Here is a 14,717-nt window from a genome sequence, read left to right as displayed (position 1 = left end):
TTCAATCATGCCGATTCGACAGCATGTCCTGCCGGAACCGCAGGTATTGTCAGAAAATATTAACGCCATTAACCTTTAAACCGAAGAGAGGTCGTGGTATACTCCAAGTAGGATTATTCTGGAAGGTAGATGATGTGCGTGTATTCCGATGAATTCGGGAAGATATGGCTGAAATTGTCCAAGGAATTGAAATCTCAGATGGAAGTTGGCTTGTCGCCTTCGCTAACGGAAGGACAACTAGGCGTTCTGGAACTGCTCTTATCCAATGAGCGGATGAAGCCGTCAGATCTCATTGAATATTTAGCAACGACACCAGCCGCTGTTACAACGCTGCTTGATCGAATGGAAAAGAATGAGTTGATTGTACGTGAACGGGATGAGAAGGACCGCCGGATCGTCTGGGTCAACGTGACGGATAAAGGAAAGGCGGAATGCGAGAGAGGCAGCCGAATCCGTGAACAGCTGTTGGATTCTTACCTCAGTCGCGTTTCCGCCCATAATCAGAAACTGCTTATTTATTTATTGGGGAAGGTCGCGAATTAGCTCTGACCACAAGAACCACGGATGCTGCTCGGGAGGGTACGACCGGAAGCGCAGCTCGTCTTTGAGCGTTGGATGCTCAAAGGCAAGCTCAGTCGACCAGAGCGCGAGCTGCTGGCCTGGTTTGTTGACCGCGCTTCCGTAGCGCTGGTCGCCGTAAAGCGGGCAGCCGATGGCCGTCAGCTGTACTCGAATCTGGTGCGGCCGCCCGGTGTGCAGCTTGATCTTGATCAAGCTGAGCCCATCCGAGCTGCCGAGCACCCGATAGTCCAGCACGGCCTCCTTGGCGTCCGGCTGGCCTTCTCTCACCACGCTGACCGTATTCGTCCGCGTGTCCTTGCGAAGCCAATGCCGCAGCGTTGCAGACGGCTGCGGCGGTTTGCCGTGCACGACAGCGACGTACGTCTTGTCGAGCTGCCTTGTTCTTACCGCGTCCGATAGCCGGGACGCGGCTTTTGACGTTTTGGCGAATACCATTACGCCGCCAACGGGACGGTCAAGCCGGTGCACAAGCCCGAGGTAGACGTTGCCTGGTTTGTGGTGTCGGTGCTTCAGATCAGCCTTCAGCACGCTGAGCAGGTCAGGATCGCGCGAGTCGTCCTCCTGCGTCGGCATGTTGACGGGCTTCTCAACCACGAGAATGTGGTTGTCTTCGAACAAAATCGGAATCTGTGAAGCCTCCGATATATCTTTTGGTCCTGCCACCTTTACGCCTCCCAGCGTCCTAGAATGCCGCAAGGCAGCATTAAGCCGGAATGGGTGATCGGCAGTCCGATTTCACCGCTGGATATCGTGCCGCCATGCTTTTGCTTCATCGCCATGGAGAGGATGTTGTGCAGAACGGTCGACGAAATGCCGGTCGTATAGGAATTGATCAGCAGGAACAAAGGGTTGTCTGTCAAAATGGACATGCAGGTCTGAATGAACGGGTAGAGATCCTCTTCCAGCTTCCAGGTTTCTCCATTCGGGCCTCTTCCATAGGAAGGAGGGTCCATAATGATCGCGTCATATTTGCTGCCGCGACGTTGTTCCCGCTGCACGAATTTGAACACGTCGTCTGTAATGAAGCGCACAGGACGGCTGCCCATCCCCGACAAATGTAAATTCTCTTTCGCCCATTGGACTACGCCTTTGGAGGCATCTACGTGGCAAACCTCTGCGCCCGCGTAAGCGCAAGCCAGAGAAGCTCCGCCTGTGTATGCGAACAGGTTCAACACCTTGATCGGACGGCCTGCGCCTTGTATTTTCTCGATCATCCATTTCCAGTTGACGGCCTGTTCCGGAAACAGTCCCGTATGCTTGAAGCCTGTCGGCTTAATATAGAACGTCAGCTTCTGGTCATACGTAATCGTCCAGCGTTCCGGCAGCTCAGTGTGGTTCTCCCATTGCCCGCCCCCGCTGGTGCTGCGGTGATAATGCGCATCGGCTTCGCGCCAAGCTGATGTTTCTTTGACGAGCGGCCAAATGATCTGAGGATCTGGTCTCCTCAGCACATAGGTGCCCCAACGCTCCAGCTTTTCGCCGTCGCCGGTATCCAGGAGCTCATAATCGGCCCAATCTTTTGCATAAAACATGCTGCAATCCATCCTTCAACTTTTTATACTTTGTCAAACAACCATTGTACACCATTTATTGACCTAAATCGATCTTTTCAATCAAGCCAGGCAGTTCTTTTTCAGTGAAGTTTTTTGTTTTTTCCTGGACGAGCTGACTTTTCAATTGATCTTTCACCGAATCGAACGATTTGACGCTGCGCGATTCCACTTTCATAATGTGGTAGCCGTATTCAGTTTCTACTGGATCGCTGATCGTATCGAGAGATAATTCGAGCGCAGCCTTTTTAAATGCAGGAACCCAATCACTTACAGCAGCATTCTCATACAGGCCGCCATTATCCTTGGAACCTGGATCTTCCGAGTATTCCTTTGCAAGTGCTGTGAAGTCACCGCCATTTTTCAGCTTATCGAGCACCACTTTGGCGCGTGCAAGCGCTTCTTCTTTGGTACGAAGCGGTTTGCCTGTTGTGCTGTCGTTAAGGCTAATGAGAATGTGTCGAACGGATGCCGTTGTATAAACCGCTTTGTCAGTTTTTAGCGTGTCATCATATTTCGCTTGCAGGGCATCATTGGTGATAAGGGAGGAGATATAGCTTTGAGCGCTGAGGCTGACGACTAGAAAATTGTGAAGATCCCCTTCGGTCAGCTTGGCTTTCTTCAAATCATCGCTGAATTTCGTCTCGGTAACTTGCGCTTTCCATGCCGTGATTTGTTTGTCAGCGTCGGCTTTCGCCGTATTGAGCTCATCAGCGGTTGCTCTGCTTGAGAAAATTTTGTTTTGGATGAGATCCTTAACCAAATACTGTTGGTACTCCGGGTTGTTTTGAGAAGTAGCTGCTCTCGGGTCAAAAAATGTTTGAAGCGCTGCGTAAGTGTCGTAATCGGCTTTCGTCACTTTTCCGTCTTTGTAAGTGGCGACGATTTGACGCGGATTGCTGCCGATCCAAATGGTTTCATTCTCCTCATCCCACTCCACAGGTTTACCGAGCGCTTCGCTCACGAACCGAAGGGGGACATAAGTCGAACCCTCATAAATAAATCCTTTCCCCTCCGCAGGTGCTTTTTCAACACCGTCAAACATATACTTAAGATTTCGGAAGGCGACATCAATTTGGCTGCTGGCTGCAAAAGCGGCAGTCCCGCTTAATAAAGATCCTATCGTTAAACCTACGATTAATCCTTTTACTTTGTCTTTCATGATTAAATTTCCACCTCTCATTTATACGTTCTCTTATCAATTCACCGGAATCAAAGGAATTCCCTTTTTTTCTTATGGGAAGATTAAAGGAATTCTTCACCTGTTTGTAGTATTTGTAAGTGATAAGATGGATTGGAAGTCAACTGGGAGTTAAGAAGTTATTTAGGGTGAAGGAGGGATTTTGTGAAGGCGCTTGGCAGTCCCAGCTCAGAAGATTTATTTTTGCTTCATGAAGGATCCCTTTTCCACAGCTACCGTCTACTGGGGGCGCATGTCAGTAAGACGTTAGGGCAAGAAGGCGTACGTTTTGCAGTATGGGCTCCTGAGGCTAGACAGATTCAGCTTCTTGGTGATTTCAACGGTTGGACTTCCGGCACGCATCCGATGGAACGCATCAGCACGTTAGGCGTGTGGATGTTGTTTGTACCCGAGGCGCGTGAAGGTGACTATTACAAATTCGAAATTCATAGCAAGACGGGACAACTTCTTTTGAAAGCTGATCCCTATGCCTTTTATTCGGAGCTTCGTCCTGGAACGGCATCGCGAGTCGTTGATCTTAAGGGTTACGAGTGGCAGGATCAGGAGTGGCAGCAGCAAAAGAGGAACAATTCGATTTATGATAAGCCACTAGCTATTTATGAAGTTCACCTCGGTACCTGGCGCAAAAAAGATCGATACAGCGAAGAACTATATACATACGAACAGCTGGCAGAAGAATTGGTCGATTATGCCGCCTCTATGGGGTATACGCATATTGAGCTTATGCCCTTAGCGGAGCATCCGTTTGATCGCTCATGGGGTTATCAGGCTACAGGGTACTACTCGGTGACTAGCCGTCATGGCACTCCGAAAGATTTCATGCACTTCGTGGACAGTTGTCATCGACGGGGAATCGGGGTCATTATGGACTGGGTACCTGGCCACTTCTGTAAGGATGATCATGGATTGCGGCAGTTTGACGGCAGTCCGTTATATGAATACCAGGATCCGCGCAAAGCGGAGAAACTGGAGTGGGGGACGCTAACGTTTGATTTCGGAAGGCCGGAGGTTCAAAGTTTTTTGATCTCTAATGCGGTCTTTTGGATGGACATGTATCATATCGATGGAATAAGAGTGGATGCTGTGGCTTCCATGCTTCATTTGAATTTCGGCAGGTGGAACGAGAAACCTATTCGTAATCAGTATGGCGGCGACGATAATCCCGAAGCCGTGGCATTCTTACGTAAGCTCAATAAAGTGGTATTCTCCTATTATCCGCACGCACTCATGATGGCCGAAGATTCCACGGATTGGCCGCTTGTGACGGCACCTGTCCATGATGGAGGACTTGGATTTAACTATAAATGGAACATGGGTTGGATGAACGATATGCTCCGCTATATGAAGTTAGATCCTATTCATCGCAAATATTATCATAAGCTCATTACTTTTTCCTTTATGTATACATTTTCAGAAAATTATATCCTGCCTCTATCTCACGACGAGGTTGTCCATGGCAAACGTTCGTTGCTGCATAAGATGCCGGGCGACTATTGGCAAAAGTTCGCAAACCTTCGTGTGTTGTACGGGTATATGACAGGGCATCCTGGTAAAAAGTTGCTGTTCATGGGGAGCGAAATCGGGCAATTCGATGAGTGGAAGGACCTGGAGGAAGTGGACTGGTTTCTGCTTGAGCACTATGAAAAGCACCGCCAAATGCAGCATTATGTCCAAGCGCTCAATCATTTTTATTTAAGTGAACCTGCCTTATGGCAGTTGGACCATCATTCAGACGGCTTTCAGTGGATCAATCCTCATGATGAGAGCCAAAGCGTTGTAACCTTCATGCGAAAAGGGAAAAGGGCGGAGGATGATCTGATCCTCATTTGCAATTTTACGCCGGTGGTTCATCCGGATTATCGGATCGGGGTGCCAAGGTATGGGATCTATCAAGAAGTGTTTAATAGTGATTTGCCCGAATACGGCGGATCTGGCCAAGCCAATTCAACTCCGATATCGAGCGATCAGCGCTCGTGGCACCGGATGCCCTACAGTTTAGCCCTTTGTATTCCGCCGCTTGCGGCTATCTATATCAAATGCGTTGACGTATTCCAAACCAATCTCGAGGAAGACGAAGGGGGAAATCAGCTATGCGCAGCAAAGAATGCGTTGCCATGCTCCTTGCTGGAGGAGAAGGACGAAGATTAGGCGTATTGACAAACAATTTGGCCAAACCAGCCGTTCATTTCGGCGGGAAATACCGGATTATTGATTTTACCCTGAGCAATTGTACAAATTCTGGCATTGATACCGTCGGTGTTCTGACGCAGTATCAACCGCTCGTTCTAAATTCTTATATTGGCATTGGCAGTTCGTGGGATTTGGACCGCAAATACGGCGGTGTAACGGTGCTCCCTCCATTCATGGAGCAAAAAGGCGGAGATTGGTACAAAGGGACAGCCAACGCCATTTATCGAAATATTGGCTTCATTGAGCAGTATGATCCTGAGTATGTGTTAGTCATCTCAGGCGATCACATCTATAAAATGAACTACGATTCCATGCTGGATTTCCATAAGCAAAAAAAAGCGGACGCGACGATTGCGGTAATTGAAGTGAAGTGGGAGGAAACAAGCCGTTTCGGGATTATGAGCGTAGGTGAGCATCAGGCGATTACGGAATTTGCTGAGAAACCGAAGGAAGCCAAAAGCAATTTAGCTTCGATGGGCATCTATATTTTCAAATGGAGCGTCCTGAAATCGTATTTGACCAAGGATGAGGAGAATCCGGATTCCAGCAAGGATTTCGGTAAAGACATCATCCCTATGATGCTGAAGGACGAGGCGCGCATGTTTGCTTATCCTTTCCAGGGGTACTGGAAAGATGTCGGTACCATCGATAGCTTATGGGAAGCGAATATGGATCTGCTTGATGAACAGAACGAATTGAATTTAAACGACAAGGACTGGCGCGTGTATTCGCAGAATCCGTATCAGCCTGCTCAGTATGTGGCGCCAACAGCCAATGTGCGACGTTCGTTGGTGAACGAAGGGTGCGCTATTTTCGGCGATGTCGAACATTCGGTGTTGTTCTATGGCGTTCAAGTAGGGGAAGGAACGGTTATCCGTGATTCCGTCATTATGCCCAACGCGAAAATCGGCAGCCATGTGACGATTGAGAAAGCCATAATCGGTGAAAATACAGTTGTAGAAGATGGAGCGGTCATCGACGGACACGGTGAGATTGTATTGATTGGCGGCAATGAACGGATTATCGCGACTGCAAATCAGAAAGGATGAGTTCAATGAAGCATGTGATGGGTGTCATCAATTTAGTGAATGAACCGGATGATTTGGAGGAACTAACGTATTTCCGTTGCCCGGCATCGGTACCCTATGGCGGTCGTTATCGACTGATCGATTTTGCGCTTTCCAGCATGGTGAACTCGGGCATCGATAACGTTGCCGTTTTCACACAACATAAATACCGCTCGCTCATGGATCATCTAGGATCAGGTAAAGAATGGGATCTTGACCGGAAACGTGGCGGCTTGTTTGTTCTTCCGTCTGTCTTGGATGAGCCAACGGGGATATCTCGTGGGGATTTGTACCAGTTCTACAGCCATCGCGACTACTTCTATCGTGGCAAAGAGGAGCTTGTTATCATCTCGCGGAGCCACATGGTATGCAACATCGATTTGGTCGATGCAGTGAGATACCATGAGGACACACAGGCAGATATTACAGTCATTTATAAACAAACGGATGAGGACATTCATGGCAAATTCCGGCGTCTTGCCGTCAAGGACACCGGACAAGTAACGGTGATGGAGGATCATACGGGGCGTCTGCGAACAAACAACATTTCAATGGAAATGTACATTTTGAGTAAAGCGCTGCTGCTGGATATGGTGGAATCGTGCCTTGCCCAAGGGTTTGATCATCTCGTCCGTGACGGCATTATGAAAAATATCGATAAATTAAGCGTATATGGCTATAAATTCGAAGGATATGTCGGTGTCGTGAATTCCATCCAAGGCTATTACAAGCACAGTATGCAGTTGCTGAATCCAGCCATTTGGAGAGAATTATTTTTCCAAAAGAATCTGATTTATACGAAGGTCAAAGATGAACCGCCTGCCAAATATTTGGAAAGTGCCGCAGCCAAAAATGCTTTGATCGCTAATGGCTGTACCATTGAAGGCAAGGTAGAGAACAGCATCCTCTTTAGAGGTGTGAAAATCCGTAAAGGCGCTTATGTAAAGAACAGTATCATTCTGCAAAACTGTGAAATTGAAGAGAATGTCATCATCGAAAATGCCATTCTCGATAAGGACGTTTTCATCTCCCGCGGTCGCGTCCTCACCGGCGACAACAAAGCGCCGTTCATCGCCGCCAAAACCAAGGTGATCTAGAACTTCAATGATAAGCCATATTATCATTAATTTGGAAGGAGTGGGATGATGAAAATTCTGTTTGCTGCAGCAGAAGCCGTGCCTTTTGTCAAAACAGGTGGCTTGGCAGACGTCATTGGCGCTCTGCCCAAAGAGTTGACGCGGCTTGGACTCGACGTGCGCGTTATTTTGCCTAAATATGGAGATATTCCAGCTAAGTACCGCAATGCGATGACATCCCTTGCTGCCTTCGATATCTATGTCGGTTGGAGGAAGCAGTATCTGGGTGTCGATGTGCTGCAATATGAGGGTGTCACTTTTTATTTCGTTGACAATGAGTATTATTTTAAGCGTTCAGGCTTATACGGTTTCGGAGACGAGGCGGAACGCTTCGCCTTCTTCTGTCGCGGGGTCATCGAGGCACTTCCTGTTCTTGATTTTCAACCTGATGTCATTCACTGCCATGACTGGCAGACAGGCATGATTCCAGTCTTACTGAAGGCGCATTACGGACATTTGCCCTTCTTTAATGGGATCAGAACGGTATCGACGGTTCATAATCTCAAATATCAAGGCGTCTATGGCCAATCGCTCATGAAGGAACTTTTTGGTTTAAGCGATGATCACTTCTCAGGTCTTGCACTCGAGTTGCACGGCGGAGCCAGCTTCTTGAAAGGCGGACTGCTCTATTCAGATCGCATCACGACCGTCAGTCAAACTTATGCGGATGAGATTCAAACGCCTTATTACGGCGAGCATTTGGACAGCCTGCTGCGTCACCGTAAAGATCAATTAACGGGCATTGTTAACGGGATTGATTATGAATTGTTTGATCCGATGAGCGACCCGCACCTCGTTGTGAACTATCGGGATTCATTGCCGAAAAAGCAGCAGAATAAGCTAGCCCTGCAGGAACGGCTGGGACTTCCCATCAATGGCGATGTACCCATGATCGCTTTGGTTACCCGGCTGGTACAGCAGAAGGGATTAGATCTTATTCAACACGTGCTTCCAGAAATATTATCGCTCGATATTCAGCTTGTTGTGTTGGGTACCGGAGAAGAAAGCTATGAAACGATGTTCCGTCATGCAGCCGCAGCACATCCGGATAAAGTATCCGCACAAATCACATTCAGTGAACCTTTGGCTCATCAAATCTATGCATCCTCCGATATGTTTTTGATGCCTTCGCAGTTCGAACCATGCGGAATAGGTCAGCTCATCGCGATTCGCTATCGCTCTGTACCCATCGTACGGGAGACCGGAGGGCTTAGAGATACCGTTCAGCCGTACAATGAATTTGTTGGCGAAGGAACGGGCTTTACATTCAGCCATTATAATGCTCACGACATGCTGCATACCATTCGACGTGCCGTATTTTTCTATAAGAATGATCACGAGGCATGGAACCGAATTCAGCAAAATATGAAAAAAATTGATTTCAGCTGGAAAAAATCGGCTCAGCAGTACATCTCGCTTTACAAAGAGCTGCTGAAAAACGGTGCGTGACAGAAACTGGAGGCCTAGGGGCTTCCAGTTTTTTTTCTAATAGGTTTACATGATCTTTGTAAATACAATAATTACTGGAAAATTTATGATATAATAGTGAGTACAAACGTTTGTATTGTTTAACTTTTACGAAATCCAACAACTCCAAAAGGAAGGGGGCTTATTGTTAAGTAGCAGCTTCGTGCAGACAGCTCAATCAGTTAGTGCAAACGTTTGTTCATCGTTCGTTTTTTAGAGAAAATTTGAAGAGGAACAGGAGTGGTATGAATATGAGAAAAATCTTTGCCTTTGTTCTCGCATTAACAATTAGTTTGGGCTTGCTAATCGGACAAAAGCCGGCAGAGGCTTCATCTGTAAACGGCTCGATTGATCGGACAGAAGGCGGCATTGTAACAGTCAGCAGCGAGGATAGCCCGATAACGGAGGCCAAAGTGAATGCGTTTGACAACAATTATTATTCCAAATGGTTGGTGAGTTCGAGCTCAGCGTGGATCCAGTATCAATTCGCTGGCAATGCTTCTTATGCCATTAACTCGTATCAAATATCCGCTGCGAACGACTATCCCGATAGAGACCCTAAAAGCTGGACGTTGAAAGCTTCTAACAATGGAACGGACTGGACACTGTTAGATACCCAGCAGAATCAGGATTTTGCCTATCGCTATAAAACACAAACCTATTCATTTGTAAATTCGGTTGCTTATAACTATTATAAATTTGAATTCAGCAATCATAGCGGGGGAATCCTGCAGCTTTCCGAAATTCAACTGTTTGATGGTGCTTTAAGTTCGGTTCTTCACCCGCAAGTTACTGCAAGCGGCGAGAATGGGCCAAATGAAGGCAAAGAAAATGCGGTTGATGGCACAAGCACAACCAAATGGCTGACTTTTCAAAGTGCCGGATGGCTTCAATTTGATTTCGGACAAGCTATTACACTTGACGGTTACGCGATTTCTGCTGCCAATGATGCAAGCGAACGCGATCCCAAAAGCTGGACTTTAAAGGGATCCGCAGATGGGTTAACTTGGACTGATATCGATAGTAAAAGTAATGAGAATTTCAAGCTTCGCCATCAGCGGAATCATTATATCCTTCAAGCTAACCAAACGGCATACCGGTATTATAAACTTGATTTGCAGAATCACAGCGGAACGATTTTGCAAGTGGGGGAAGTTGAGTTTTCGTACAAAGAAGACAAATGGCATGCCATTCATCCCGAGATTGAATTCCAAAACTTGGATACGGCGGGCAACGGGTATTTGTTCGAGCAGGCATTGCCTAATCCTCAAGAAGAAATTAGAGCGATCATTAATAAAGTAGTCCAAGTGCTGTACAATGACCCAAGTGAGGTGCAGTTACGTAAACAAAAGGTTGTTATTACAATTGAAAATTTTGACGGCGTTGCCGGGGCATCAGGAAGTGCATCAGAGGGGCATATTGCGATAAGCTCCCGGTATCTCAAATCTTATTACGATTCCGGACAGCCGCTGCACGAGGAAATTATTGGGATCCTCTATCATGAGTTAACTCATCTGTACCAATTCAGCGACGACAATTACGGTCAAATCGGCTATATGATCGAAGGCATGGCGGATGCGGTGCGGTTCGAAGTGGGCTACCACGACCGGTATCATCCACCTATTGGCGGTACATGGAAAGACGGATATGGGACAACGGGAAATTTCTTTAGATGGATAGATGAGCATAAGCACCATGGTTTTTTACGTGAAATTAATGCCAGTCTGGATCCTTTCGATGGCGTAGCTTGGACCGAGAATGCGGTTCAGCAAATTACGGGAATCCCTGTTCTAACGCTTTGGAATGAATATCAAGGCGCTGATACGATAGCTCCTTCCACTCCTTCCGGACTGGCCTCAACTAGCCAGACGAGCAATAGTGTCAGTCTTTCGTGGAATGCTTCTACGGATAATGTGGGAGTAACGGGGTATGACATTTACCAAGCGGGAACGAAGGTAGGCACTTCGGCAAGCACGAGCTTTACGATAACTGGACTAAGTGCAGGCACCGTTTATGCATTCACGGTTAAAGCGGTGGATGCCGCGGGTAATGCATCTTTGGCAAGTGCCGCACTTTCCGTGACAACAAATGCCTCCAATACAGCAACAATCTACTATAAACAAGGCTTCACGAACCCCTACATTCATTACCAAGTAGACGGAGGCGCTTGGACAAGTGCCCCAGGTGTGGCCATGTCCTCCTCAGAAGTAGCAGGTTATAGTAAAATTACAATTAATTTAATTTCGGCGGCTGGGCTGAGCGCAGCATTTAACAACGGAAGCGGGACTTGGGATAACAATAATGGACAAAATTATCGTTTCGCAGCAGGGACCTCGACTTTTGTTAATGGAACGATCACGCCAGGTGTACCGCAACCGGACAGCATAACCTTTATTGTCGCCGCACCGGCAAATACTCCAGTTACTTCGGCCGTCTACCTAGTTTCTTCACTCAATAGTTGGAATCCGGCGGATGCTAATTCGGTGCTAACAAAAAATACGAATGGCACATACAGCATAAAATTGAATGTTTCTTCTGGAACCAGCATTCAATACAAGTTCACCAAAGGGTCTTGGTCAAGTGTGGAAGTAAACAGCAATGGCACGGATATTGCCAACCGGACCTTAACGACAACAGGCGGGGCTCAAACGGTTAATTTGACTGTGCAGCGTTGGAAAGATCAATAATGGTTTTTTGATAAAGCATGCTTTTTTGCAGGTTTTAGGTATAATAGCCATATCGACAGAGGATATGGAGTGTTGTTATGGATTGGATTTCTCATGTACTTACCGGATTATTCGTTATCAATATCTTACTTGCGTTGACTGTAGTATTCCTTGAACGCCGTAACGTCGCCGCCACATGGTCATGGCTTATGGTGCTGCTATTCATCCCGATTCTAGGTTTTGTTCTATATGTTATGCTGGGCCAAAACTTAAGCCGCCGAAAGCTGTATAAATGGAATCGCCAAATGCTGGAGAGAGTTAAGACGCTCACGGCGGATCAACGAAAGCAGTTAACAGATGGCACTCTGCCTTATATGACTCCTATGGTAGGCCAATACCGGGATCTGATCTTTATGAATGTTGCGACGAATGATGCTTTTTTGACGCAAGATAATGATGTCCACATTTTTACAGACGGCGTATCCAAATTTAATGATTTATTAGCAAGCATTAACGCGGCGCAAGGGCATATTCATATTCAGTACTACATTGTAAAAAATGATGAGCTGGGTCAGAGAATCATTCAGGCATTGACCCGGAAAGCGGAGCAAGGCGTAAAGGTCAGGTTTCTCTACGACGATATCGGCTCACGCTCGCTGAAGGATGCCTTCTTTCGCGCTTTCGTGCAAGCCGGTGGCGAGGTGGCTGCATTTTTCCCATCCCGCATTCCCTATCTGAACTACCGGGTCAACTATCGGAATCATCGTAAATTGGTCATTATTGATGGGAAAATCGGTTATATGGGCGGATTTAATATCGGAAATGAATATTTAGGTCTTGACCCTCGGTTTGGCTTTTGGCGGGATACTCATCTGAGATTACAGGGAAGTGTTGTCCGGGCACTGCAATCCCGCTTTATATTAGATTGGAATTTGGCTTCGCCTGCTTCAATGGATATTGATGGTGCTTATTTTCCCGAAAGATCCTCGGAAGAAATGTCTGGTACAGTGCCGATGCAGATCGTTGCTAGTGGTCCTAATGAAGAATGGCCTCATCTCGTGTATACATTTCTTAAAATGATTAGTGCAGCAAAAAGCCGCATTCTGCTGCAAACGCCATACTTTATCCCCGAAGAAAGCATGTTGAACGCCTTGCGCATTGCCGCTTTATCGGGGATTGACGTGAGAATCATGATTCCACAGAAAGCGGATCATCTGTTCGTCCATTGGGCTTCATTGTATTATGTTGGAGAACTGCTGCAAGCCGGCGTGAAATGTTATCTTTATGATCACGGCTTTCTGCACGCGAAAACACTTGTTGTCGATGGGGAAATAGCTTCTGTAGGTACAGCAAATTTCGATATACGGAGCCTGCGGCTTAATTTTGAAACCAATGCACTCATGTATCATGCGGAGACAGCTGTGCAATTAGAACGGATTTTTTGGAAGGATATGGATGGATGCCTCGAACTGACGCTAGAAGAGTATGAGAAGCGATCTTTGCGTATTCGATTTTTGGAGTCTGTATCCAAGCTGATCTCACCAATATTGTAGCGGGAATAAAGACGAAGTAAAATGAATGGAGGCTGTACCAATTCGCTAAAGAGCGGCTGGTGCAGTCTTTTTCATGTCAGTTTTCATATTGTTTTCATAGGAGGAAAAGAGTATAGTAAATAGTAGCGATAGATACAGAATTATGGAGCATACGGATGGATTTTCTTCTTTTTATGGTTTTTAGCGTTATGGAAACCTCAGCTATGTACTATTTTATGTTTCGCCTATTTAAGATGGACATCATTCCGGTTTCCATCTTTTTTGCCAGCACGGTTGCCAGCGTTATTTCTTTTTCCCTAAGAGAAATTTATTACTATCCAACTTTGGATATTATTCTCCAATTACTACTGACTTTTTTGTTTCTATGGCAGCTGTGCAAAGTGCAAATGTTTTACTCTGCGCTCGTGAGTATTACAGGATTTGTCGCCGTGGCAGCTATTCAAACAGGCTTATTTTACATAGTTCATATGATCGGTTTCTTTCAAAATCCCCCTGAGCCCAATTCAACAGACACCCATATCCTTCAGTTAGTTTCAGCGAGTATCGTTATTCTAATAAGCGTTTTCATTCGAAAGAGGAGACTGGGGTTCACATTCGTTCCCCTCAGCAACTATCAAGCGTTTCAGTTCACAGCCAGCAACCGGAAAGCTGTGTTCATCTACATTTCCTCTCTATTTCCTATATGTTTGGTTTATTTTTTTCTGGATAAACATACGAGTCGTTTGTTTTTTATTATTCCAATGTCCCTTGGCTTCATTCTTGTAGCCCTGTTATCCTGGGCAAACAAGCGAGAGTTCAGCGATGATTGAGACGCTGGCTCAATGAGTTGCTGATGGGTTGTTCGATCAGGTAAAAGCATTCAGGAACGCAACATGCTATGCTTTGCAGTTCCGAAAACCCTCATGCATTAAAACGAGTGAAGAATTAATTCATCTAAATGGAGTTGGCTAAGAAGAATGCGCGTTCTACGTGAGGACGGAACTATGTATGATTTGCCGGAGTCAGAAATTCTATATTTTACAATACATAGAAATGCAATTTCTGTTCATACAGAAACGGCATCCTTTTTTTATCCTACTTCTTTTGAACAAATTCTTTCGGCTTACCATGATAAAGGTTTCGAACGTGTGGATCGTTCATATATCGCACAGCTGACACAGATCCAAGGTTACGATGAGTCTAGACAGTCTATTTATTTCGGAAATAATGATTTCATACCTGTCTCAGCTAAAAATTATCCGAGAATCCTTCAGCACATAAGAGAGCGAAAGGAAACATAAATAAAACGTGCAATCCCCAAAGATG

General features: G+C 46.2%; 12 protein-coding genes. 9 read left to right on the top strand and 3 right to left on the bottom strand.

The window, feature by feature from the left end; genetic code table 11:
• Nucleotides 1-132: 132 nt before the first annotated feature.
• Nucleotides 133-543, top strand: a complete 411-nt coding sequence (locus ABRS97_RS06910; RefSeq protein WP_483312428.1) for a MarR family winged helix-turn-helix transcriptional regulator — start codon at nucleotides 133-135, stop codon at nucleotides 541-543.
• On the opposite strand, the gene ABRS97_RS06905 is transcribed toward ABRS97_RS06910, so the two are convergent.
• Genes ABRS97_RS06905 through ABRS97_RS06895 form a run of 3 tightly spaced genes read right to left on the bottom strand, consistent with a single transcriptional unit; the run spans nucleotide 520 to nucleotide 3,294 of the window.
• Nucleotides 520-1,245, bottom strand: a complete 726-nt coding sequence (locus ABRS97_RS06905; RefSeq protein ID WP_367812308.1) for an RluA family pseudouridine synthase — start codon at nucleotides 1,243-1,245, stop codon at nucleotides 520-522. The two genes, ABRS97_RS06910 and ABRS97_RS06905, sit on opposite strands and share 24 nt — an antisense overlap.
• Nucleotides 1,246-1,247: 2 nt before the next feature.
• Entirely contained in the window at nucleotides 1,248-2,114 is an 867-nt protein-coding gene (locus tag ABRS97_RS06900; RefSeq protein WP_367812307.1) for a class I SAM-dependent methyltransferase, read from the bottom strand.
• A 55-nt stretch (nucleotides 2,115-2,169) separates the two neighbouring features.
• Nucleotides 2,170-3,294 (bottom strand): peptidylprolyl isomerase, encoded by a 1,125-nt coding sequence (locus ABRS97_RS06895; RefSeq protein ID WP_367812306.1) that lies wholly within the window; start codon nucleotides 3,292-3,294, stop codon nucleotides 2,170-2,172.
• 183 nt (nucleotides 3,295-3,477) lie between these two features.
• On the opposite strand from ABRS97_RS06895, the gene glgB reads away from it, so the two are divergent.
• The 8 genes from glgB to ABRS97_RS06855 all read left to right on the top strand — a co-directional run bounded on the left by glgB (nucleotide 3,478) and on the right by ABRS97_RS06855 (nucleotide 14,692).
• Complete coding sequence (glgB, locus tag ABRS97_RS06890) at nucleotides 3,478-5,481, top strand: 1,4-alpha-glucan branching protein GlgB (RefSeq protein ID WP_367812304.1); 2,004 nt, start codon at nucleotides 3,478-3,480, stop codon at nucleotides 5,479-5,481.
• Nucleotides 5,424-6,572, top strand: coding sequence for a glucose-1-phosphate adenylyltransferase (locus tag ABRS97_RS06885; RefSeq protein WP_367812302.1), 1,149 nt, complete (start codon nucleotides 5,424-5,426; stop codon nucleotides 6,570-6,572). Before glgB ends, ABRS97_RS06885 begins: the two co-directional genes overlap by 58 nt.
• Nucleotides 6,573-6,577: 5 nt before the next feature.
• Complete coding sequence (gene glgD / locus ABRS97_RS06880; RefSeq protein WP_367812299.1) at nucleotides 6,578-7,687, top strand: glucose-1-phosphate adenylyltransferase subunit GlgD; 1,110 nt, start codon at nucleotides 6,578-6,580, stop codon at nucleotides 7,685-7,687.
• Nucleotides 7,688-7,735: 48 nt separating this feature from the next.
• On the top strand, nucleotides 7,736-9,175 hold the full coding sequence (gene glgA, locus ABRS97_RS06875; protein WP_367812868.1) for a glycogen synthase GlgA: 1,440 nt from the start codon (nucleotides 7,736-7,738) through the stop codon (nucleotides 9,173-9,175).
• A gap of 269 nt (nucleotides 9,176-9,444) precedes the next feature.
• Nucleotides 9,445-11,880: a basic secretory protein-like protein gene (locus tag ABRS97_RS06870; RefSeq protein WP_367812297.1), complete on the top strand. Its 2,436-nt coding sequence runs from the start codon at nucleotides 9,445-9,447 to the stop codon at nucleotides 11,878-11,880.
• A gap of 77 nt (nucleotides 11,881-11,957) precedes the next feature.
• Nucleotides 11,958-13,412, top strand: a complete 1,455-nt coding sequence (gene cls / locus ABRS97_RS06865) for a cardiolipin synthase (protein WP_367812295.1) — start codon at nucleotides 11,958-11,960, stop codon at nucleotides 13,410-13,412.
• A 155-nt stretch (nucleotides 13,413-13,567) separates the two neighbouring features.
• Complete coding sequence (locus ABRS97_RS06860) at nucleotides 13,568-14,221, top strand: hypothetical protein (RefSeq protein WP_367812294.1); 654 nt, start codon at nucleotides 13,568-13,570, stop codon at nucleotides 14,219-14,221.
• Nucleotides 14,222-14,395: 174 nt separating this feature from the next.
• Nucleotides 14,396-14,692 (top strand): LytTR family DNA-binding domain-containing protein, encoded by a 297-nt coding sequence (locus tag ABRS97_RS06855; RefSeq protein ID WP_367812292.1) that lies wholly within the window; start codon nucleotides 14,396-14,398, stop codon nucleotides 14,690-14,692.
• Nucleotides 14,693-14,717 lie beyond the last annotated feature (25 nt).

This window comes from Paenibacillus tabacirhizosphaerae (assembly GCF_040812395.1).
In the GTDB taxonomy this organism is placed as follows: domain Bacteria; phylum Bacillota; class Bacilli; order Paenibacillales; family NBRC-103111; genus Paenibacillus_E.
This window is presented reverse-complemented; position numbering and strand designations above follow the sequence as displayed.

Bases quoted from the DNA above. Each gene is read 5' to 3' on its own strand.
- ABRS97_RS06910 (WP_483312428.1), top strand. From the start codon at position 133: ATGTGCGTGTATTCCGATGAATTCGGGAAGATATGGCTGAAATTGTCC.
- ABRS97_RS06900 (WP_367812307.1), bottom strand. From the start codon at position 2,114: ATGTTTTATGCAAAAGATTGGGCCGATTATGAGCTCCTGGATACCGGC.
- ABRS97_RS06895 (WP_367812306.1), bottom strand. From the start codon at position 3,294: ATGAAAGACAAAGTAAAAGGATTAATCGTAGGTTTAACGATAGGATCT.
- ABRS97_RS06885 (WP_367812302.1), top strand. From the start codon at position 5,424: ATGCGCAGCAAAGAATGCGTTGCCATGCTCCTTGCTGGAGGAGAAGGA.
- glgD (WP_367812299.1), top strand. From the start codon at position 6,578: ATGAAGCATGTGATGGGTGTCATCAATTTAGTGAATGAACCGGATGAT.
- glgA (WP_367812868.1), top strand. From the start codon at position 7,736: ATGAAAATTCTGTTTGCTGCAGCAGAAGCCGTGCCTTTTGTCAAAACA.
- ABRS97_RS06870 (WP_367812297.1), top strand. From the start codon at position 9,445: ATGAGAAAAATCTTTGCCTTTGTTCTCGCATTAACAATTAGTTTGGGC.
- cls (WP_367812295.1), top strand. From the start codon at position 11,958: ATGGATTGGATTTCTCATGTACTTACCGGATTATTCGTTATCAATATC.
- ABRS97_RS06860 (WP_367812294.1), top strand. From the start codon at position 13,568: ATGGATTTTCTTCTTTTTATGGTTTTTAGCGTTATGGAAACCTCAGCT.
- ABRS97_RS06855 (WP_367812292.1), top strand. From the start codon at position 14,396: ATGTATGATTTGCCGGAGTCAGAAATTCTATATTTTACAATACATAGA.